Raw genomic sequence first — 19,194 nt, 5'->3', positions numbered from 1 at the left:
AAGTCCTAAGGGAATTACCCATGAGAAGAGCCGTTATTACGGGTATCGGTGTAGTGTCAAGCATCGGTAACAACAAGCAAGAAGTACTAGAGTCTTTGAAAGCGGGTAAAAGTGGTATCGCTTTTAACCAAGAGTTCGCAGACGTAAATCTGCGCAGCCAGGTATCAGGCAAGCTGGATATTGACGTGAAGTCTCTGGTTGACCGTAAAGCACATCGCTTTATGGGCGACGCAGCTGCATTTTCTTATATTTCAATGGCACAGGCGATTGAAGATTCAGGTTTGGCACCTGAGCAAGTTTCACATGAGCGTACTGGTCTGATCGTTGGTTCAGGTGGTGGTTCATCTAAATATCAGGTTGAAGCCGCGGACATTCTGCGTGAGAAAGGCGTAAAGCGTGTAGGTCCTTACATGGTACCGCGCACGATGGCAAGTACAGCTTCAGCTTGTCTGGCAACACCTTTTAAAATCAAAGGTGTAAACTATTCAATTAGTTCTGCCTGTGCGACTTCCGCACATTGTATCGGCAACGCTGTTGAGCAGATCCAACTGGGCAAGCAGGACGTGATCTTTGCTGGTGGTGGTGAGGAGCTACACTGGACTCTGGCAATGGAATTCGACGCTATGGGTGCCTTGTCAACCAAGTACAATGAAGCGCCAGAAACGGCTTCTCGTACATATGATGCAAACCGTGATGGTTTCGTTATCTCTGGCGGTGGCGGTATTGTGGTCGTTGAAGAGCTTGAGCATGCACTGGCACGTGGCGCACACATCTATGCAGAGATTGTAGGATACGGTGCGACGTCTGATGGTTATGACATGGTTGCGCCGTCTGGTGAAGGTGCTGTGAGATGTATGAAGCAGGCGATGCAAGATCTCGACGGCCCAATCGATTACCTGAACACACATGGTACGTCTACACCAGTTGGTGATGTGAAAGAGCTGGGCGCTATTCAGGAATTATTTGGTGATAATTCCCCTGCGATTAGTGCAACTAAAGCAATGACAGGTCACGCATTGGGTGCTGCAGGCGTTCATGAAGCTATCTACTCATTGCTGATGCTGGAAAACAACTTCATCGCACCGTCTATCAACATTGACGAGCTGGATGAGCAGGCACAAGGTCTGGATATTGTCACTGAAATGCGTGAGCAAGAACTGAATACTGTCATGTCGAACAGTTTTGGTTTTGGTGGTACTAACGCGACCTTGGTTATGCAAAAGTATAAAGCTTAATGGCCTTTGTCATTGAGGAATAAAAAACCGCCGAAAGGCGGTTTTTTTATGTGTCTTGGTATTAGGCTTTATGTTTCATCAGGCGCTCTTTATCACGAGACCAGTCTCTGTCTTTGATGTCGGCCCGTTTATCATGCATTTTCTTACCTTTGGCAAGGTGGAACTCAAGTTTCACCCAGCACTTCTTCCAGTACATGGCAGTGGCGACTAATGAGAAGCCATCACGCTCAGTTGCACCGATCAGCCGGTCTATTTCGCGCTTTTTAAGTAGCAACTTACGGTAGCGCATTGGGTCGCATATAACATGTGTGGATGCGCTATTAAGTGGTTGGATCTGACTGGCAAGCAGGTAGGCTTCGCCGTCTTTCAGGTGAATATAAGTATCTGTGATATTGACCTTGCCAGAGCGAATGCTTTTAACTTCCCACCCCTGAAGCTCAATACCCGCTTCGAACTTGTCGTGTAAAAAATACTCATGACGCGCCTTTTTATTTAGCGCTATGGTATTGCTATTTGATTTGTTTGGTTTTTTCTTTGCCATAATGGCTTAGTCTACCTTGTATATCGGCGCGGATCAAAAATTGTGGCTATTTTCGCGCAGTCGCCTGTCACAAACAAGATAAATCTTGAAAACCTTGGTAAAATCGCCTTGTTAGAGTTTGGAGAGCGTATGCCACAAGTAGAAAAAAGTGCGTTAGTGATGTACAGCACACAAGAGATGTTTAACTTGGTCAATGATGTTGACGCTTATCCCGCTTTTTTGCCGCATTGTTCCGGGGCGCGGGTGATAGATACTTCAGATCAGGGTATGACTGCAAGCCTTGAAATCTCTAAGGCTGGTTTGACAAAATGGTTTACGACTAAGAATCAGTACGAAGGTAACCGGGTTAGAATGCAGCTCGTTGATGGTCCGTTTAAATCATTGCACGGATATTGGGAGTTTGTCGAATTGGATGAGCAGGCGTGTAAAGTCTGTTTAAAGCTAGAGTTTGAATTTGCTAATAAGCTAGTTGAGCTGGCATTTGGCCGTATCTTTAATGAAGTGGCAAAGAACATGGTCTCTGCCTTTACACAGCGAGCCAAAATTGTATACGGAGTACGCTCATGATCCAGGTTGAAGTGGTATTTGCGTTGCCCGATAAGGCCACTACGCTCAGTGTCGACGTTGCAGAGGGAACCTCGGTGGAACAAGTGGTTTTACAAAGTGGTATTTTGGAACGATGCCCTGAAATTGACCCGACGAACCTGAGCCTGGGTGTGTGGAACAGAACGGTTAAGCTGAATCATGTGGTACGAGCTGGCGATCGGATTGAGGTATATCGCCCACTTATCGCCGATCCAAAAGAAGCGCGCCGTCGTCGGGCTGAAAAAGCCAAAGAAGAAGGGCGTGCCAATAAAATCACTGGTGGACGCCCATTATCTAATTAGCAGTTAAAGTTCAGGCCGCTGTGCTGACGCGCATGGCCTGATTGCGTTACTTGTCTTCGTCCTTAGGGCTATCTTGCTCGTAAGCCGCTTTCTCATCTGCTAAATCCTGTTTTAGCTTACGGATCTTCAACCCCAGCTCCTGACCTCGGTGTCTAGCGTAATAGGTACAGCCAATAAACATACAGGTGGCAAAAAAGAGCTCAAGTAAAATCAGCAGCATTTCCTGCGGAGACACCCAAAGTAGCGTCAGTCCATGTGTGAAGTAGATCAACACAATGAAGTTGGCCCAGGCATAGGTATACGGCTTATCCTGAATAATGCCTTTAAGTGGCAACAACAGGGGTAAAATATATACCGCAAACACGAAACCTGTGCTGTAGCCCTCACGGGGTGCCAACACAAATAACCATAAAGGCATAAGAATTAACAAGCCCACGTAGCCAATAAGGGCTGAGGCCTGAAAGCGTTTTGTGACGGTTTTTTTAGGGATCTGACTCATGATAATTTATTGCTAATGGTATACAGTCGCTTTGCAAGTGCACGGCAGATTTTTATCTCTGTATCGCTTAACTCACAGCTGTTGTCCATGCCTGCCACATGGGTTGCGCCATAAGGTGTACCACCACTGGTGGTAGAGAGTAGTTCAGGTACATCATAGGGTACACCCATCAGCAGCATACCGTGGTGTAACAGCGGCAAAGACAGATTAAGCAGGGTCGCTTCGTTGCCCCCATGCATACTGCTGGACGAGGAGAAAACACATGCAGGTTTGTCGATAAGCTGGCCTTTGAGCCAAATATCACTGGTCGTTTCCCAGAATGTTTTGGCTTGCGACGCCATCATGCCAAAGCGTGTGGGCGTGCCAAATGCGAGCGCATCGCAGTCAATGAGATCTTGCTTTGATACCACAATGTCATGGGCTTCTCTCGCAACAAAGGTACGAAGTCTGACTTGGGCGCCGTGAAACTCCAGTGTTTCTGCAATTTCATGTGCCATTGCTGCAACCGAGCCATGGCTTGAATGATATAAAACTAAGATCTCAGGCATAGGTTTACAGGATATCCAGTACTGATTCAGGTGGGCGGCCAATGGCGGCTTTATCACCTTTAACTACGATAGGTCTCTCGATGAGTTTTGGGTTTTCCAGCATTGCCTGACGCAAATGCGCTTCGTCGCTGTCTTTGCTCAGGTTCAGTTCTTTGTAGAGTGTTTCTTTGCTGCGCACCAGCTGGTGAGCAGAGGTAAAACCCAACTTTTGTAATAGTGCACTTAGCGTGTCCGAATCGATGGGGGTTTTCAGGTATTCGACGACGTCAGGCTGAATATCACGAGATTCCAGCAGAGCCAGCGTTTCGCGAGATTTTGAACAACGAGGGTTGTGATAAATCGTAACAGACATACAAGATCCTTTACGGTAATGGTACTTATCTAATTTGGCGCAAATTGTATCGTATCCTGTAAGCCCTGCCTATGTTTTTCCGGCTAAGTAGCGGCGTATACCCGGGCGGCGCGGCAGGAAGTTTAGGAGGGTAGACAGATAGCCGCACCATGAACGCCCGAGCAAAACGACAGTGTTCATGGTACAGCAGGTAAATTAAAGCTTGGCGAGTTCTTTTTGCATATCACGATATTGCGTCAGTAGTGCTTTTAAGCGCAGGCGACGTATGGTTTCTTCCTTTTCCACGTGGTTGAGCGCTTTTTGAATTTCGTCCGCAGCGCGCATAAAGGCCCCGTAATGGCTGAGCAAACTGGCCTGACTTTCATGGTAGTCGGCTTTGGCATCCATCTTTTTGTAGGTGTCTGTGAGCAGTTGTCTTGCCAAAACATGATCTGGCTTTTCCAGCAAAAAGACCTTCAGTAGTTGCTCAGCCAGATCATATTGCTCACCTTTTATTGCTGCATTGGCATAGTTTAGCGTGATCACCTGGTTATTCGGTCTGAGTTGATGTTTTTCACCCAGTAACTTAGTGATCCCTGCGTAATCTTTCTTCGCCAGTAACAGATCGGTGTACACGTCCAGATAAAACAAGTTATTGGGGTCAGCACGGAGTAATTTGTCCATTACCGTTTGGGCTTTATCCAGTTTTTCCTGATCCAGGAAAGTAATAGCCAGGCCATATTCCAGGGCGCTTTTGTCCAGTTCTGATGAACGCTTCAGTGCCTGCTCAAAGTACGCCTGTGCTGATTCGCTATCGAGTTGGTATCTGGCAATAACCCGGCTCTTGGCCAACTGGAATTGAGGACTTCTGGGTACATAGCGTTGTTCGTATTGTTGAGCACGCAAACGGACGTCTGATACCCGAGAGTCGGGTAGTGGGTGAGACATTAAAAACACCGGTGCTTTATTTTTAAAACGCACCTGGGCTGCCAGTTTACTCAGGAACTCGCTGGATGCATGTGGATCGAACCCTGCGCTGTACAAGGTCTGCATACCGAAGCGGTCGGCTTCCTGTTCGGCTTTACGGCTGTGAGTAAGCTGACTCAGTGCTGATTGCGTTGAACTGGCCGACAGGATAGCCATGCCTGCATCCGGGGCGATTACAGTTGCCAGAATACCTGTGATCATACCCGCAATGGTCAGAGCACTATTGTCTTTGGCTTGCTGGATCCTGCGCGCCAAATGACGCTGGGTTACGTGGGCAATTTCGTGGCCCAGTACAGATGCAAACTGACTTTCGTTATCGGCCTGTGCCATCAAGCCCGTGTGTACGCCAACGTGACCGCCATAAAAGGCAAACGCGTTAATGTCTTTGTTATCAATCCAAAAGAAGGAAAAAGGAAAGCGTACATCGTTAGCATTGGCAACTAACTTATTGCCGAGTGTTGATAAATACTCATCGAGCACCGGATCCTGTACCAATTTAGATCCTGAGCGGATCTGCATCATCATAATTTCGCCGATGGCTTGTTCTTTGTCTATGGGCAACACTTGGACTGCGGATGTGCCCAAGTCGGGCAGTTTAAGTGTTGACTGAGCCTGGCCCGGGATTGACATACTCAAAGCCAGGGCACATAGAGATGCCTGAAACAGCTTTTTTAACTGCATTCTAGTCCTTATTCATTTCGTCACCCAGCATGATCTTGGCGATGTCTATTTCATCGCTACATGCACGGGCATCTTTTTCGCACAACATATAAAAATCTTTAATTGAGACCCCATCAACCTTGATAACGTTCAATTCTCTTTGCAGCATGTTTAATGTTTTATAGACCACTTTGTGTGCATGCAAAATCAGGGCTTTGTCTGCGGTGTCACCTCTGTCGAAATAAAATGCGATAAATTTATGGAGCTGGTTAAACCGCAGCAGTACTTTCATGGTATGTGGGTCCCAGACGTTAAACTCAAGATATTTATTGTCTTTCAGATAACGATCTACTTTAACGCCCTTGGCGATGGGGTAAGCCCATAACTCAAAACCACGATCAGTAAACACTTGATGAAGCGCCAAGGCCGGTGCCTTCTCGCAGTGGATGATACCGTTGCTGTCCTCATATCCGCCAAGCAGAGATAAATTCCAGTTGCGCTTGTCGAGCAGGCGCTTAACGGCGTGATCAAATCCATGTTGAAAAATACCTTCGCCTTCACTAACTGAAGAGGCGACAAGGTGATAAAATGGTGGCAACTCACCCCAGTTAATTTGTTTTTTAAACCAGTTTATTTCTTTTAAGGTTGGGTTGTCAGGCAAACGCGCCTTGTTGTTTACACCAGGCATGTGAAAATCCGAAAAATCACTATCTCTTTTATAAGGATAACGCATTGACCGGGTTCAGGCTATACGGTTTGCCCACAGAGTAAACCTGAGCCGTGTTCTGGTACAGGCTAAGAGTTGTAACAGGTTGAAAGTAGAATTAAATAAGGCTCAAAACAGCGTGATTGAATGTGATTTGCGACCGTTTCAGTGTCCACAGCTTTTTGTCCAGTTTAAGTGGCAGCTTAAACAAGCGAAAACCAAAGCAAAAGCGGTGCGCTTTTTTTATACAAAAGAACAAGACTTGCGAGATGTAATGCGCTATTTAAACAATCAAGATATGGTATTTCAGCATAATCAACAGTCAGAACCATTTTTTATACAAGTGGAGTGTATAGATGATTGAACTCATTAAATCCTGGTATCGGGCCAAGTTCTCAGATCCCAACTCTGTGACCTTACTGCTGATGCTGCTGGCGATGGCTGCACTGTTATACTTTTTTGGGACATTCATTATTCCCGTATTAGTTGCCATAGTTATAGCCTATTTGCTGGATTGGCCCGTAACGCACCTGCAACGGGTGGTGCCCAGCCGGCAGATGGCCACTAATATCGTGATGCTGGTCTTTGTGAGTGTCATGCTGGCACTGATGTTTGGTATTTTGCCCGTGCTGTGGGCGCAAACCAGCAACTTGGTGCAAGAAGCCCCGACCATGATTGAAGAAGGCAAATATTATCTGCTTCATTTACCCGACAATTACCCGAATCTGATATCGACAGAGCAGGTTCAAAACCTGGTGGGAGCAGTGGAAACCAAGTTGTTTGATTTTGGCCAACAGGTGGTCTCTGCCTCTCTGACATCTATAAAAGATGTCGTCGCCTGGCTTATCTACTTAGTTCTGGTGCCTTTGTTAGTGTTTTTCATGTTGAAAGATAAAACCCAACTCACAGCGGGGTTGTTGCAGCTGGTGCCAAAAGAAAGACGCCTGATCAATCAGGTTTGGGAAGAAATGGACCATCAGATCATGAACTACATTCGGGGTAAAGTGATTGAAATTGTGATTGTCGGGTTATCCAGTTTTATTGCCTTCACGGTGTTGGATTTACGTTATGCCGCCTTACTTGGCACCTTGGTGGGCTTCTCGGTGTTGATCCCCTTCATTGGTGCTGCAGTGGTGACTTTGCCTGTGGCTGCCGTGGCGTTATTTCAGTTTGGTGTTGCGCCAGAGTTCTGGACGGTATTGGTGGTTTATGGCGTGATCCAGGCTTTGGATGGCAACGTGTTGGTGCCCTTGCTGTTTTCTGAAGCAGTAGACCTGAATCCGGTGTACATTATCGTCGCTGTCCTGTTTTTTGGCGGCTTGTGGGGGTTCTGGGGGGTCTTTTTTGCCATTCCGCTGGCCTCTTTAGTCAAAGCCCTGCTCAATGCCTGGTCAACACAGCAACAGGAATACCTCGCATCTGAGGCTAAATAATCTATAACAGGTGGCGTGCCTGCGTCACCTCGTTCTTTCATGTCTCCCCCAATGTTATCTTGTACCATTTTGGAATAACGATCTTCATTTATACAGCAAATGATTATTATGCTTGCTGTGCCTTTTGTGTAGAATGGAATAAGATATTCTATATTGTTATAAAGGAGCGCCGTGTGATCCAGTCTGAACAAGACCAATTAATCTACCTCGATGCCAATGCCACTACGCCGGTATTACCCGAGATTGCAAAAGTCGTGGTGCATACCATGCAAGTGTGTTTTGGTAACCCTTCGAGTGCGCACATTACGGGCGTGCAGGCCAAGCACTTGATGGAAGAGGCCCGAAATAAAGGTCGAGAGGTGATTGGGGCGACTAGTGGAGAGCTGCTTTTTACCTCGGGTGCAACAGAAGGGATCCAAACGGCCATCGTTTCAGCTCTGAGTGATTATGTTCAGCGTGCCGAAGAGGTTTACGAAAAGCCAGTTCTTATGTACGGCGCAACGGAACATAAAGCGGTGCCGAATACCTTAAAGCACTGGAATCGATTACTTGGTCTGGATGCACAAATCCTGGAAATACCCGTAGACTCGAAAGGGATACTGGATCTGGACTTTATTGCAGAGCATGTTGAACAGGCAGTGATGGTCTGCACTATGGCAGCTAACAATGAAACAGGTATTAAGCAAGACTTACTCAGACTTGAGCAAGTGATCCGTGAAGGTAATGCGAAAACTGCCTGGATGGTCGACTGTGTTCAGGCCTTGGGTAAGTTGCCGCTGCAATTGTCACAAACCACAATAGATTATGCGCCGTTTTCCGGCCACAAGCTCTATGCACCAAAAGGCATCGGCTTTTTGTATATTCGCAGTGGCAGTCCATACACGCCCTTTATTGCGGGCGGCGGTCAGGAATCGGGGATGCGTTCAGGCACGGAAAATATTCCAGGTATTGCCGCACTCAGTACGCTCTTTGATATGCTGCTGGATAAAGAAAACTCTCCTTTTAATCCGGTTGAACAGCTTGAAAAACACCGCAGCATGTTAGCTGAAGCCATTGAAACGACTTTTAAGCAGGTCACTTTTCATCATGATTTTGCGCTGTCTGTACCAACAACGCTTAACTTCTCGGTGGATCACCTGACTAATAAAGAAGTCATTGATCTGCTGGATGCTGCGGGGATCCGTGTCAGCGGAGGATCTGCCTGTAGTTCAGGCTCAAGTCGCAGCTTTGTACTTGATGCAATGAATGTCCCGGACTGGCAAAGTGAAAATGCCATTCGTCTGTCGTTTGGACCGGCCGATAGTGAAGCACAGATCCGCAAGGCATGTGAAGCATTGACAAGTCTTCAGCCGATCCTGGAAAACAACTGTTTGGTGGTCTCAGACAGCACGGCACCGGAGCAGGAAGCTTGCGCAGTTGGCTTAACTCAGCTACGTCATCAGGGAGCCTGCTGTTGGCTGTACGTGACGGCCGATAAACAGGCTATCATTGTGGACCCTGTACCTGAGCTAGTTCCTCGTTTACAACGCTTGCTGGATAAGCAGGGGCTGGGCTGCAGGGCACTATTGAAAACACATCTGAGTGAACCGGCAAGCGATGCGGTGAATTTGTTATCTCATAACCTGATTGATAATAAAGTAGTCGATGACTTTGGCTGGCCTGTGGACGGCACACATGGTTTATTGCAAGAGTCGCTGATCCAACTGCCGGGCGCTGAGAAAGAGTCGGAAAATCGTTGTTATTTATTGATGCAGGGCGATGATGTGTCTGCCTGTTTTGCCGGAAAGCTGTTACTGCCCCAGGGGCTTGGTGATAGCCAGGGAGAGACAGCATGTGCGGCTTCTATGGCTGAAACGCTATTACGCCTCAATGAAATACTGGATGACAATAGTTTGATCTGTAGTGCACTGGACTATCAACAGTGCTTTGCAATTAACTGGCATGCACAAGTACAGGTTAGCCCGTTACTGGGTCGCCTGCTTAATGGTGCCTGTTCAACCGATGAGTTTATTGAGCAAAAAGCCAGTATGGACAGCGACTCCAGCACATTCAGAGAGCGATTCCTGGGAGCGTTGATGGACTCGGCTGTGCCCGCGGTGAAAGCGCTAAACAGATCTGCCGCAGAAGAGTGGTTGCAATGTCATGAGGGAATGATCATTGATTGCCGGGAACCGTATGAGTCCGATGTATCACGTCGGGGGATCACTGAGTTGTTTGGCAATCTGGCGGTTGGTCGGGTACTGAATATTCCTCTAAGCAGAATGACGGATGTATTGCGTAATGGGGCACTTGACTCATCGCAGCATTATCTGTTGGTGTGTCGCACCGGCAATCGTTCGATGCAGGCTGGTAATACACTGGCAATGCTGGGGTTTGATCGGGTCGCGAACCTGGCAGGTGGATTGGCGTTAAATTAGCGCGCTGAAGCCCCGGTCATGCCGGGGCTAAGTGTTTATTGTGGCGCCGGACCTGTACTTTCCCGTACTACCATATTAGGCGTAAAAGTGGTGGTGATGTCTTTGTCCTGATTTCGACTGCCACGGGTTTTAGAGAAAAGTAGCCTTGCTGCATGTTCGGAAATCACATCATTAGCCTGATGTGCCGTGGTAAGCTTTGGCCAGGTCTGACGCGAGAACGGGGAGTCCTCGAACCCGGAGATAGAAAGTTGCGCCGGGATCTCAATGTTCATTAGGCGAGCTGCAAATAACGCACCAGCTGCCACCTCATCGTTACCGCCTAAGATTGCGGTGATCTTATTCGGATTACCATCTTCAAGTAGCGCTTTAGCACCCTTTACACCGGATTCGAATGAGTAAGTGCCCTTGTGTATGAAGTCTTCATTAAAGGCGATTTGATGATCTGCCAGCGCTTGCTTATAGCCTGCCAGGCGCTCTGTGGTTGATTTGTGTTCTTCATCACCGCAAACAAACGCAATGTGTTTGTGTCCGAGCGAAAGCAGGTGCTCTGTAATTTCATAAGCGGCTGCAAAATCGTCTACATAGATACAGTTTTTCGATTTTTCTTCTGCGTCTTCATTATGGCCCGACAAGAGTCGTACATAGCTGACCCCGAGCTCATCCAGCATATCAATAATGGGTTGTTGCTCAGATAGTGGGGGAGTCAGAACCAGGCCTGCAAGTCGAGAGCGTTTAATCATTGTTGCGATTTCAGCCTGCATATCTTTTTGCTGTGCATTGCAAGGGTGGATCACTAGCTCATAGCCTTCCTCTTTACAGCGCGAAAGTACCCCGTTTTGCATATCTATGATGTAGTAGGCGTTTGGGTTGTCATAAACCAATCCTATGGCAAACGATGACGTGCCTGCCAGGTTACGTGCGGCAGTATTGGGTTGATAATTGAGCTCTTTTACGGCTTGCATTACCTGATCATAGGTTTTTTTGCGTACCGATGGTTCCTTGTTAATCACGCGCGATACGGTTTTCATCGACACGCCTGCATGTTTTGCTACATCGTTGATGGTTACTTTCATCTTGTTTTTCTTCTGTGAGAGAAGGTGGTACTATATTGTGTACAAGTGCTTAACCATGCACTTTATAGCGCGATCATTGCGCATTCCTGATGACTAGCACTCAGGTTTTCACTCGGTATAGTCCGTGCCTTGATTTCATAAAATGATCATTTGTTGTTTCTAGTCTATCCAATTTGCTCTTAAATTAGCAGCAAAAATTCTACCAAATAAATTAATGATACCGGTGTCAAAAAGTCAAAATTGGGGTATTATGCGCAATGTAAAATTGAGAACTAGCTATTTGACAGCGTTGTCATTTTAACTTATGTTTAACGCAATACACCGTTTAACACTTGTGATAAATACAATTTTTATTGTTTTGAAAACGCATCGTCACTAGGGGAATTAATATGAGTTGCCGTACACAACTATCGAGTTGGCAGGCTTTAACAACAGCATCAGAACAACTGAAGACACAACATTTAAAATCTTTGTTTGAGCAAGATGCAACGAGATTTGACCTGTTTTCTCGTCAGATCCCGGGTTTGTTGTTTGACTTTTCTAAGCAACTCATCGACAAAGACACATTCGCACAGCTGATTAACCTCGCTGAACAATGTGATTTGGCTCAGTGGCGCGACAAGTTGTTTGCTGGTGAAAAAATCAATATCACCGAAGACCGAGCGGTGTTACATGTCGCTTTGCGTAACCGTGGTAATACACCGATTTATGTAGATGGCGAAAACGTCATGGACCAGGTTAATGCAGAGCTTGAAAAGCTTAAAGTATTCAGTCACAAAGTGCGCAGTGGCGACTGGCTGGGTTATACAGGCAAAGCAGTGAAAGATGTTGTCGCCATCGGCGTGGGGGGGTCTAACCTGGGCCCGCAGATGGTAACAGAAGCACTGAGCTCCTATGCAGACGACACCCTCAACGTACATTATGTTTCTAATGTTGATGGTGTTCAGCTTGCACATGTATTAGATAAGGTCTCTCCGGAAACCACCTTGTTTGTGATCTCATCGAAAACGTTTACCACCTCAGAGACCATGACAAACGCACGTTCGTCTGTCGCCTGGTTCCTCGAGTCTGCTCAAAACGAAGCCGAAATCGCTAAACACTTTGTTGCTGTAAGTACTAATCTTGAGAAAACGCGTGCTTTTGGTATCGCAGATGAAAATGTATTTACCATGTGGGACTGGGTAGGCGGACGCTTCTCTTTGTGGAGCGCAATTGGTTTACCTATTGCCCTATATTTGGGTTACGACAAGTTTGAAGCCATTTTAGAAGGCGCTTACGAAATTGATGAGCACTTTAAAAATGCTTCATTTGAGCAGAATATTCCATTAATCATGGCGCTGCTGAGCGTTTGGAATACCAGTTTCCTGGGTTATCAGTCGCAAGCCATTTTGCCTTATGACCAGGCACTTCATATGCTTCCTGCTTACTTGCAACAAGGTGAAATGGAAAGTAACGGTAAGCACGTTACCTTTGCAGGTCAAACAGTCCCTTACACCACTGTACCGCTTATCTGGGGCATGACAGGCATCAATGGTCAGCATGCATTTTATCAGTGCCTGCATCAAGGGAATGTCATTGTACCTGCCGATTTTATTGCGTCTGTTAAACCACAGCGCGATGTGGCCAAACATCACGACATTTTGTTGTCTAACTTTTTCGCCCAAACTGAAGCCCTGATGGCTGGGGTGAATGAGCAGCAGGTACGCAGCGATTTAGCTGCGAAAGGCAAATCAGAAGCAGAAATTGAACGTCTGTTGCCACATAAAATTCATGAAGGAAACAGGCCTACAACGTCAATGATTTTGGACGAAGTTGATGCCAAAGCGGTTGGTCGTCTCATTGCGCTGTATGAGCACAAAATATTCTGCCAGGGTATCATCCTTGAAGTTTGCTCATTTGATCAATGGGGTGTTGAGCTAGGCAAAGGGCTGGCAAGCGCCATTGAAGCAGAACTGACGCAGGATGATGTTGAACATCCACACGATAGCTCGACAGCCGGGTTAATCGCGTATTACAAACAAAACAGATAATTGCCGATGAGCAAATTGCTTGTCGGGTGCCCGGTTGCAACCTGGCACAGATGAAAAGAATACCTTTGAACGGGTAGCGCTGGAGTGCTTAGGGCCTGTATTTTTGTGAGAGGAATTACAGTGCCCCTAAGGCTCATTTTTTCAAATTTATTTGCCTTGTCATAACCTGTAAGTGGCAGGTGAGTAAACTGGCTTAACAGAGCCAACAAGCAGTGACGGAACAGACTCTTACTGGGGATGTATGGCGTAGTCGTCACGACGAAGTACATACAGAAATCAGACGGGCTAGCCATCACCATCCCTTACCGCACTGCGGCACAACACCATGGTATCATTGTGTGGTGCAAACGAATTCAATTCCAGCAAGAAAGCAGAGTTTGCTAGTCTGAGCGCAGACTGGAAACAGTTTTAACTAACGAGCGTGTGATGCACTCAGCTGCGACGCGCCTAACCTTGTGAGACATAATTATGCTTAATCCTTTTGATATCGTAATTTTTGGTGGAGGCGGCGACTTAGCGTTACGAAAGTTACTACCTGCAATGTATCGTGCGTATCAAGAAGGTAATTTACCTGAAGGCTCACGCGTACTCCCTACCGTCCGGGCGCAAGAACAAAGAGAACAATACATCGCCACGGCAGAGCAAGCACTTAAATCGCACCTTAGCGAAGGTGAGTTTAACACAAAAGACTGGCAGGCCTTTGCCCAGTTCTTAGTGCCGGTGGTGGTGAATGTGACCGAGGCCGATGACAACTGGGACGTACTGAAAGACATTCTTGATGCTGATGGGGAAGAAAAATCACGCGTATTTTATTTGTCTTTGCCGCCTGCGGTGTATGGGACCTGTTGTGAGTTACTGTCACAAAAGAACCTGATCACGGATAATTCTCGTGTGGTTGTTGAAAAACCGATTGGCTATTGCGGTAAATCGGCTGAGGAAATTAACGGGAAAATTGCGCAATTCTTCGAAGAAGATCAAATCTTCCGTATTGACCACTATTTAGGTAAAGAAACTGTTCAGAATCTGATGGCACTGCGTTTTGCGAACGCCTTGTTTGAAAATCTGTGGGATGCGAAGTCAATCGACAATATCCAAATCAGTATCTCTGAGACGGTAGGCCTTGAAAGTCGTGCAGGCTTTTACGATAAGGCCGGTGCACTGCGTGATATGGTTCAGAACCACTTGTTGCAGTTGCTATGTCTGGTGGCGATGGAATCCCCGTCAAAACTTAATGCCAATAGCATTCGTGCCGAAAAGCTTAAAGTGCTTGAAGCCTTACGCCCCCTGGTTGGTGAGGATGTGGATGACAACGTCGTTCGTGGCCAGTATGTGCCAGGCGATCTGAACGGTAAACTGGTTCCTGGTTACCTGGAAGAGCTTGGTGAGGGGTCAAGTAAGACAGAAACGTTTGTGGCTATTAAAGCACATATCGATAACTGGCGCTGGGCTGGTGTGCCATTTTACCTGAGAACGGGTAAACGAATGAAAAAGCGCTGTGCAGAAATCGTGGTTGAATATAAGCCGGTTTCTCATAACGTGTACGATCCAAGCGTTGGGCCAATTCAGCCAAACCGCCTTGAGATCCGTTTACAACCAGAAGAAAGCATTCAGCTTACGCTGATGTCTAAACGCCTTGATAATCTGGAAATGCAGTTGCAGCCAGTGACATTGAACATTGAGTTGAGTCAACAGTACAGCAAAGGTTTCCACTCAGATGCATACAAGCGTCTGATGCTGGATGCAGCGGCGAATAACCCGGCATTGTTTATCCATCGTGATGAAGTAAGACAAGCGTGGAAGTGGATCGACCCGATTGTTGCACGCTGGCAGGAAAAAGGCACTCCTTCGCTTTACCGCGCGGGATCATGGGGTCCAGAGGCTGCCGATGAGCTGCTGGAAGAAAATAATCACGCCTGGTTTAACGTAGGAGAAAAAGCATAATGGCACAACTGACCGAAGCGTTTTTTGATAGCAAAGAAGCGATGACAGCAAAGCTGGCTGAGCTGTTGAGCAGTACCTTAAGTCAGGCGATTGAAGTGGATGGTCGTGCCTCTATGCTGGTATCTGGCGGCTCGTCTCCTGCACCTGCCTACAAGCATCTGTCTAATTTATCTTTACCCTGGGAGAAAGTAACGGTCGCCATGGTTGATGAGCGTTGGGTTGACGCAGACCATGACAAGTCCAATGAAGCTTTCATAAACTCAACACTATTGCAAAACGAAGCGAGTAAAGCGGCATTTGTGACGATGAAGAATGCTGAGGCAACGGCCATTGCAGGTCAGGCACAGTGTGAAGGCGCCTATGCTGAATTAAAAGCGCCATTCGATATCACCATTTTGGGTATGGGTCCCGACGGGCACACCGCCTCTTTGTTCCCACATGCAGAGGGGCTAGAGCAAGCATTGCAAACCTCAGAGTTGGTGTGTGCAATCAATGCTAAGCAAAGTGAAGTAACGGGTAGCATTACAGAGCGTATGAGCCTGACTTTGGCTGGCATTGCCAATACTAATCACGCGGTATTGTTGATCAGTGGGGATGCAAAGCGCGCGGTTTATGAAGAAGCTAAGCAGCCAGGCTCCGAGCTCGATATTCCGCTGCGTGCGGTGTTAAATCACCCAGAGCTGAAGCTTAGCGTGTTTTGGTGCCCTTAATTGAGGGTATCCAGTAACAGGCATTAAAAAAGCACGCCCTCGAGCGTGCTTTTTTTAATGCCTGGATATCCTTATCGACTAATACTGATTTCACTTAATACCTGCTCTATTTGAAGGAGCAAATATGACGCTAACGGCGTTAAAAATTTCTCATTTAGAACCTTATACCTCAGACATAGGTTTACAAATTTTTGCCTGGTTATCGACTCTATCTTCTCGCCTCAAAATAGAACGCTTAATTAAGCAACTTGGTATAAATTATCTAAAACTGGTGTGCCAGTAGAGGTATAGTGGATATGAAAAGAGAGGCAGTGTTGCCTCTCTGTAGTGAATTTGAGTTTGTCTTTTTATTACAGGGAATTGATGAACACCAGAGCGATGGCCAACGGACAAACAAACTTGATATACCAGGGCCAAATGCGCCAGAACAGCGATGAAGCAACTTCTGGGTGGCCAGTCTGGATTTCCTTGAGTAGCTTCTGACGGTGCCAGATCCAGCCTACAAAGATGCAGCACAGCATGCCAAGCAAGGGTTGGCCAAACTGTGTGGTTAGCTGCACAACCAGACCAAACAGGGTCGAGAAGTTGAGAATAATCGTTACGCTCACTGTCGCAATAATTCCACCAATGATCCAGGTTGCCTGCGTTCTGGCCAGGGCGAATTTTTCAACCGCATAGGACACCGGTGCTTCGAGCATTGAAATGGAGCTGGTTAGTGCAGCGATGCTCATCAGTGCAAAGAAGGCAAAACCGACGAAGACGCCAACGCCACCCATGCCTTCAAATAAGGCCGGCAAGACTTGGAAAACAAGCGTGTCTTCTGACAATAATTGCCCGGTTGATGAAAAGATCTCGACGCCCTGAGCCTGTGCCACATACATAGCAGGGATGATTAGCAGGCCAGCAACAAAGGCAATGAACACATCGATTAAGGTGACATATGCACCCAGTGATACGAGATTTTCTTGTTTGCTGATGTAAGAGCCATAAATGATCATCACACTGGTACCCAGCGACAAAGAGAAGAAAGCCTGGCCGAGCGCGCTTACTAGCAGTGCTGGATCCAGCAATGAGGAAAAGTCAGGGACCAGATAGGCTTTTAAGCCAGTTGTAGCACCATCCTGAGTCAGTACATAAGCAATTAATGAGAACAGAATGAGCAGCAACGCAGGCATAAGACGCTTGGACCACTTTTCTATGCCATTTTCGACGCCTTTACTGATGATTGAGATAGTCAGGGCGACAAAGGCAAGCGTAAAGCTGAGATCTCTCAGCAGAGATTGCTCTGAAAGCCACTGTGCTGCGCCTGTTGCACCGACCGTGCTGGCAACGGGCTCAAAGGTTGCACTTAACATCCAGCCTGCCACAATGGCGTAGAAACTTAAAATCAGCCCGGCACAAATGATGCCACCAAAACCAACGAAAAACGCAAACTTCTTTTGCATCGGGTTGTTACCGAGCTTTTGCAGTGAAGACACGGCATTGGCCTGACCATGGCGACCGATCACTAGCTCAGCCATCAGTGCGGGATAAGCCAGACAGAACGCCAGGATCAAATACATCAATACAAAAGCGGCACCACCATTACTGGCGGTTTGAGTGGGGAAACCCCAAATGTTCCCCAGGCCTACAGCAGATCCCGCTGCAGCCATAATGAATCCGAAGCGAGAGCTGAACTCTCCGCGCACACTGCTCATATTCTTATACTTCTCTTTTTTAAAGACGGCGGCAACAATCTACTGTAATTAAAAGGAAATAAAAAGGCCTAAATTGCTTTGATCTAACACAAGTTTTTGCTTAAATCCTGAGCGTAATCCGAAAAATCCAGTAGTGTATCCATCAGTGGTTAGTATCTAGCTGATTTATAGCATAAATCTAACGCTTGTCAGTCAGTCTTGACAGTATTTCTCGGGGCTTTACAGGAAAATGTTAGCGTGAATTTTGCGCCGCCGAGCAGGTCAGATCTGCTGACACTGGCTTGCCCGTGGTGCCAGTCGACTACTTTTGCAACAATGGCCAGCCCCAGGCCGTAGCTTTTTCCTGCCCGGTTACGATGTCCCTGTTCCTGGAAAAAGGGGTCAAACACTTTGGCCCAGTTTTCTTCTTCGATGCCTGGACCATCATCTTCGACGCGAATTTCAATTTGATGATCCAGTTGCTGAGCACTGACAATAATCTGTTTGTTGGCGAAATCGCAGGCATTGCTGAGTAAATTGGAGATGGCTCTGGCCAGCCAGTGAGGATCGGCAGCCAATTCCAGGTTTGCCGGGACTGATACGCTGGCATTGATTTGCTTCTTGGACAGTTTAGGTGCCATCTGTTCAACCACATGACTAATATAGGTGTCCAGTTGGGTGGGAGCAAACTTGAGGAGGTGTGACTTTTGTTCCAAGGTGGCAAAAGACAGATAACTGGCCAGCATATCTTCCATCTGATCAAGGTCTTTCTCCATCCGATGCATCAGGGCATGTACTTGCTCAATATCGTCTTCTTCAAAGGCGGCATCAAAACCGAACCGTAAACAGGCCACCGGGGTACGAATGTCGTGAGATAAGCTGGACGCCATCAACTTATTTTCGGCCAGTAGTTTTTCTATCTGGTTAGCCATGCGGTTAAAGGTCAGCTCCAGATCTTTGATATAGGTAAAATGATTCACCTCGATGCGAGCGCTTAAATCACCGCTGGCAAATTGTTTCGCTGCGCTGACCAGGACAGCAAGTCGTCTGGCTAGGGGCGCCAAAATTACCCACATGAAAGTGCAAATCCCGGCATAAAAGGCCAGGGTTAAAAACACATCAGAATCATATTGTTCGGGTGGTTTTTCGAGTCTCAGTTCAAGATAATCGGGTGCCAGTGAGGGGGCCGACTTGAGTAAATAGTAGCCAATATCATCCTCCAGCAGCAAGCCTTCTGGCTGCATCATCTGATTTTTTAATTCGACTGGTAAAGCTAATGAATCTCCGGAGCTATAAGTGATGGGCAAGTCAAAATCTTTACTTACTTGTTCCATATAAGCCGTTCGTAGTGTCTCTGGTATGGAGGCGCTTTGATTGGTCACACCGTAAAGTAGTTTAGCCTGCCAGGCAAAGGCGTCTTCTGCAGGTTCAGCTTGCTGGCTCAGGGTATCAAGCAGCCAGCCCAGTACTACGATTGAGATTAGAGCGCTCGCTAATAAATACAGGTAGAGCTTTCTCAT

18 protein-coding genes are annotated in these 19,194 nt (G+C 47.0%); 9 read left to right on the top strand and 9 right to left on the bottom strand.

Annotated features, from left to right (window positions below):
• Nucleotides 1-20 precede the first annotated feature (20 nt).
• Nucleotides 21-1,235 (top strand): beta-ketoacyl-ACP synthase I, encoded by a 1,215-nt coding sequence (gene fabB / locus IY568_RS02760; protein WP_125563336.1) that lies wholly within the window; start codon nucleotides 21-23, stop codon nucleotides 1,233-1,235.
• 61 nt (nucleotides 1,236-1,296) lie between these two features.
• Here fabB and smpB read toward each other — a convergent pair whose 3' ends face one another.
• The gene (gene smpB, locus IY568_RS02755) at nucleotides 1,297-1,776 is read right to left on the bottom strand and encodes an SsrA-binding protein SmpB (protein ID WP_010385884.1); all 480 of its coding nucleotides are present in this window, start codon (nucleotides 1,774-1,776) and stop codon (nucleotides 1,297-1,299) included.
• A gap of 129 nt (nucleotides 1,777-1,905) precedes the next feature.
• Here smpB and IY568_RS02750 point away from each other — a divergent pair, with 129 nt between their 5' ends.
• Both IY568_RS02750 and IY568_RS02745 read left to right on the top strand, forming a co-directional pair.
• Nucleotides 1,906-2,343: an SRPBCC family protein gene (locus IY568_RS02750; RefSeq protein ID WP_125563334.1), complete on the top strand. Its 438-nt coding sequence runs from the start codon at nucleotides 1,906-1,908 to the stop codon at nucleotides 2,341-2,343.
• Nucleotides 2,340-2,663, top strand: a complete 324-nt coding sequence (locus tag IY568_RS02745) for an RnfH family protein (RefSeq protein ID WP_010385887.1) — start codon at nucleotides 2,340-2,342, stop codon at nucleotides 2,661-2,663. Before IY568_RS02750 ends, IY568_RS02745 begins: the two co-directional genes overlap by 4 nt.
• 46 nt (nucleotides 2,664-2,709) lie before the next feature.
• Here IY568_RS02745 and IY568_RS02740 read toward each other — a convergent pair whose 3' ends face one another.
• The 5 genes from IY568_RS02740 to IY568_RS02720 all read right to left on the bottom strand — a co-directional run bounded on the left by IY568_RS02740 (nucleotide 2,710) and on the right by IY568_RS02720 (nucleotide 6,376).
• The gene (locus tag IY568_RS02740) at nucleotides 2,710-3,162 is read right to left on the bottom strand and encodes a DUF2069 domain-containing protein (protein ID WP_125563332.1); all 453 of its coding nucleotides are present in this window, start codon (nucleotides 3,160-3,162) and stop codon (nucleotides 2,710-2,712) included.
• Nucleotides 3,159-3,710 carry an NAD(P)H:quinone oxidoreductase gene (gene wrbA, locus IY568_RS02735; RefSeq protein WP_125563330.1) on the bottom strand — a complete coding sequence of 184 codons (552 nt, stop codon included), beginning with the start codon at nucleotides 3,708-3,710 and terminating at the stop codon, nucleotides 3,159-3,161. The genes IY568_RS02740 and wrbA overlap by 4 nt, the downstream gene beginning before the upstream one ends.
• Before the next feature lie 4 nt (nucleotides 3,711-3,714).
• Entirely contained in the window at nucleotides 3,715-4,062 is a 348-nt protein-coding gene (gene arsC, locus IY568_RS02730) for an arsenate reductase (glutaredoxin) (protein ID WP_125563328.1), read from the bottom strand.
• Between the two features lie 195 nt (nucleotides 4,063-4,257).
• Nucleotides 4,258-5,709 carry a M48 family metalloprotease gene (locus IY568_RS02725; protein ID WP_125563326.1) on the bottom strand — a complete coding sequence of 484 codons (1,452 nt, stop codon included), beginning with the start codon at nucleotides 5,707-5,709 and terminating at the stop codon, nucleotides 4,258-4,260.
• A gap of 1 nt (nucleotide 5,710) precedes the next feature.
• Complete coding sequence (locus tag IY568_RS02720; RefSeq protein WP_125563324.1) at nucleotides 5,711-6,376, bottom strand: hypothetical protein; 666 nt, start codon at nucleotides 6,374-6,376, stop codon at nucleotides 5,711-5,713.
• Between the two features lie 124 nt (nucleotides 6,377-6,500).
• Here IY568_RS02720 and IY568_RS02715 point away from each other — a divergent pair, with 124 nt between their 5' ends.
• The 3 genes from IY568_RS02715 to IY568_RS02705 all read left to right on the top strand — a co-directional run bounded on the left by IY568_RS02715 (nucleotide 6,501) and on the right by IY568_RS02705 (nucleotide 10,244).
• Nucleotides 6,501-6,758 (top strand): hypothetical protein, encoded by a 258-nt coding sequence (locus tag IY568_RS02715; protein ID WP_125563322.1) that lies wholly within the window; start codon nucleotides 6,501-6,503, stop codon nucleotides 6,756-6,758.
• On the top strand, nucleotides 6,751-7,827 hold the full coding sequence (locus IY568_RS02710) for an AI-2E family transporter (RefSeq protein WP_125563320.1): 1,077 nt from the start codon (nucleotides 6,751-6,753) through the stop codon (nucleotides 7,825-7,827). Before IY568_RS02715 ends, IY568_RS02710 begins: the two co-directional genes overlap by 8 nt.
• 173 nt (nucleotides 7,828-8,000) lie before the next feature.
• Nucleotides 8,001-10,244: an aminotransferase class V-fold PLP-dependent enzyme gene (locus IY568_RS02705; protein ID WP_125563318.1), complete on the top strand. Its 2,244-nt coding sequence runs from the start codon at nucleotides 8,001-8,003 to the stop codon at nucleotides 10,242-10,244.
• Nucleotides 10,245-10,279: 35 nt separating this feature from the next.
• Here the strand turns inward: IY568_RS02705 and IY568_RS02700 are convergent, their stop codons facing one another.
• Nucleotides 10,280-11,317, bottom strand: a complete 1,038-nt coding sequence (locus tag IY568_RS02700; protein WP_125563316.1) for a LacI family DNA-binding transcriptional regulator — start codon at nucleotides 11,315-11,317, stop codon at nucleotides 10,280-10,282.
• Between the two features lie 389 nt (nucleotides 11,318-11,706).
• Here IY568_RS02700 and pgi point away from each other — a divergent pair, with 389 nt between their 5' ends.
• The 3 genes from pgi to pgl all read left to right on the top strand — a co-directional run bounded on the left by pgi (nucleotide 11,707) and on the right by pgl (nucleotide 15,998).
• Nucleotides 11,707-13,347: a glucose-6-phosphate isomerase gene (pgi, locus tag IY568_RS02695; protein WP_125563314.1), complete on the top strand. Its 1,641-nt coding sequence runs from the start codon at nucleotides 11,707-11,709 to the stop codon at nucleotides 13,345-13,347.
• 468 nt (nucleotides 13,348-13,815) lie between these two features.
• On the top strand, nucleotides 13,816-15,288 hold the full coding sequence (gene zwf, locus IY568_RS02690) for a glucose-6-phosphate dehydrogenase (RefSeq protein ID WP_125563312.1): 1,473 nt from the start codon (nucleotides 13,816-13,818) through the stop codon (nucleotides 15,286-15,288).
• Nucleotides 15,288-15,998, top strand: a complete 711-nt coding sequence (gene pgl, locus IY568_RS02685; RefSeq protein WP_194866717.1) for a 6-phosphogluconolactonase — start codon at nucleotides 15,288-15,290, stop codon at nucleotides 15,996-15,998. The genes zwf and pgl overlap by 1 nt, the downstream gene beginning before the upstream one ends.
• A gap of 350 nt (nucleotides 15,999-16,348) precedes the next feature.
• Here pgl and IY568_RS02680 read toward each other — a convergent pair whose 3' ends face one another.
• Both IY568_RS02680 and IY568_RS02675 read right to left on the bottom strand, forming a co-directional pair.
• A complete protein-coding gene (locus tag IY568_RS02680; protein WP_125563308.1) occupies nucleotides 16,349-17,695 on the bottom strand; it encodes a sodium-dependent transporter in 1,347 nt (448 codons plus the stop codon).
• 188 nt (nucleotides 17,696-17,883) lie between these two features.
• Nucleotides 17,884-19,194: a sensor histidine kinase gene (locus IY568_RS02675; RefSeq protein ID WP_125563306.1), complete on the bottom strand. Its 1,311-nt coding sequence runs from the start codon at nucleotides 19,192-19,194 to the stop codon at nucleotides 17,884-17,886.

Origin of the sequence: Pseudoalteromonas sp. PPB1 (assembly GCF_015356275.1) — a bacterium.
In the GTDB taxonomy this organism is placed as follows: domain Bacteria; phylum Pseudomonadota; class Gammaproteobacteria; order Enterobacterales; family Alteromonadaceae; genus Pseudoalteromonas; species Pseudoalteromonas rubra_D.
Note: the sequence above shows the minus strand (reverse complement) of the source record. Positions and strands in the feature narration are given on the sequence as shown.

Coding starts and splice junctions, on each gene's coding strand:
- fabB (WP_125563336.1), top strand. CDS start 21: ATGAGAAGAGCCGTTATTACGGGTATCGGTGTAGTGTCAAGCATCGGT.
- smpB (WP_010385884.1), bottom strand. CDS start 1,776: ATGGCAAAGAAAAAACCAAACAAATCAAATAGCAATACCATAGCGCTA.
- IY568_RS02750 (WP_125563334.1), top strand. CDS start 1,906: ATGCCACAAGTAGAAAAAAGTGCGTTAGTGATGTACAGCACACAAGAG.
- IY568_RS02745 (WP_010385887.1), top strand. CDS start 2,340: ATGATCCAGGTTGAAGTGGTATTTGCGTTGCCCGATAAGGCCACTACG.
- IY568_RS02740 (WP_125563332.1), bottom strand. CDS start 3,162: ATGAGTCAGATCCCTAAAAAAACCGTCACAAAACGCTTTCAGGCCTCA.
- wrbA (WP_125563330.1), bottom strand. CDS start 3,710: ATGCCTGAGATCTTAGTTTTATATCATTCAAGCCATGGCTCGGTTGCA.
- arsC (WP_125563328.1), bottom strand. CDS start 4,062: ATGTCTGTTACGATTTATCACAACCCTCGTTGTTCAAAATCTCGCGAA.
- IY568_RS02725 (WP_125563326.1), bottom strand. CDS start 5,709: ATGCAGTTAAAAAAGCTGTTTCAGGCATCTCTATGTGCCCTGGCTTTG.
- IY568_RS02720 (WP_125563324.1), bottom strand. CDS start 6,376: ATGCCTGGTGTAAACAACAAGGCGCGTTTGCCTGACAACCCAACCTTA.
- IY568_RS02710 (WP_125563320.1), top strand. CDS start 6,751: ATGATTGAACTCATTAAATCCTGGTATCGGGCCAAGTTCTCAGATCCC.
- IY568_RS02700 (WP_125563316.1), bottom strand. CDS start 11,317: ATGAAAGTAACCATCAACGATGTAGCAAAACATGCAGGCGTGTCGATG.
- pgi (WP_125563314.1), top strand. CDS start 11,707: ATGAGTTGCCGTACACAACTATCGAGTTGGCAGGCTTTAACAACAGCA.
- zwf (WP_125563312.1), top strand. CDS start 13,816: ATGCTTAATCCTTTTGATATCGTAATTTTTGGTGGAGGCGGCGACTTA.
- pgl (WP_194866717.1), top strand. CDS start 15,288: ATGGCACAACTGACCGAAGCGTTTTTTGATAGCAAAGAAGCGATGACA.
- IY568_RS02680 (WP_125563308.1), bottom strand. CDS start 17,695: ATGAGCAGTGTGCGCGGAGAGTTCAGCTCTCGCTTCGGATTCATTATG.
- IY568_RS02675 (WP_125563306.1), bottom strand. CDS start 19,194: ATGAGAAAGCTCTACCTGTATTTATTAGCGAGCGCTCTAATCTCAATC.